Source organism: Oleiphilus sp. HI0043 (assembly GCF_001634935.1).
This window is the reverse complement of the sequence record NZ_LWEY01001785.1, coordinates 1-881: the sequence shown is the minus strand read 5'-3', so window position 1 is coordinate 881 and position 881 is coordinate 1. Positions and strand designations below refer to the sequence as shown.

The 881-nt window shown below is 46.7% G+C and carries 1 protein-coding gene; it reads right to left on the bottom strand.

Going from position 1 to position 881, the window contains the following annotated elements; all coding sequences use genetic code 11:
* A partial coding sequence (locus A3729_RS27500; protein ID WP_255376417.1) for an EF-Tu/IF-2/RF-3 family GTPase occupies positions 1-881 on the bottom strand: 881 nt, incomplete at both ends.

Here is an 881-nt window from a genome sequence, read left to right as displayed (position 1 = left end):
GACGCTCAAAAGAGCCACCAGACTTCACTTCGCCATAGTGATCAAAGACACTCGTCATGATGCCTGAACCAGAAGTCAGCGTCAGGAATAATCCACGGAAACCGATCAAACCACGAGAAGGGATAACAAACTCAAGACGCACACGCCCTTTACCATCCAACTCCATATTGGTTAATTCTGCCTTTCGCAAACCCATTGCTTCCATCACAGGCCCTTGATGCTGCTCTTCAACATCAATTACAACCATCTCATACGGCTCGTGAATCTGGCCATCAACTTCTTTCTGGACAACTTCAGGGCGCGATACCGCCATCTCAAAACCTTCACGACGCATTGTTTCAATCAATACAGAAAGGTGTAATTCACCACGACCCGAGACAACAAACTTGTCCGGCGTATCACCTGGCGCCACTCGTAATGCCACATTGTGAATAAGCTCTTGATCAAGACGGTCCTTAATATTACGCGTCGTAACAAACTTACCTTCCAGGCCTGCAAAAGGAGAATCATTCACCACGAAGGTCATACTTACGGTTGGCTCATCTACGTTTAGTGCTGGCAAAGCCTCTACACACTCCGGGTCACACAAAGTATCTGAAATACCTAAGCCATCAATACCATTGATACAAACAATATCTCCAGCATTCGCCAGTGGCGTCTCAACCTGCTCAAGCCCCATATGAGTTTTGACGTTAAGCACCTTGCCTTTACGCTCATTACCCTTGGCATCTTTAATAATTACTTGCTGATTTGGCTTCAATGTTCCGCGAGTAATACGACCTACACCAATAACACCTACGTAGCTGTCGTAAGCCAATGCAGACACCTGCATCTGGAACATTCCTTCAGGATCTACATCAGGCGCTGGCACTTGTTCTGTG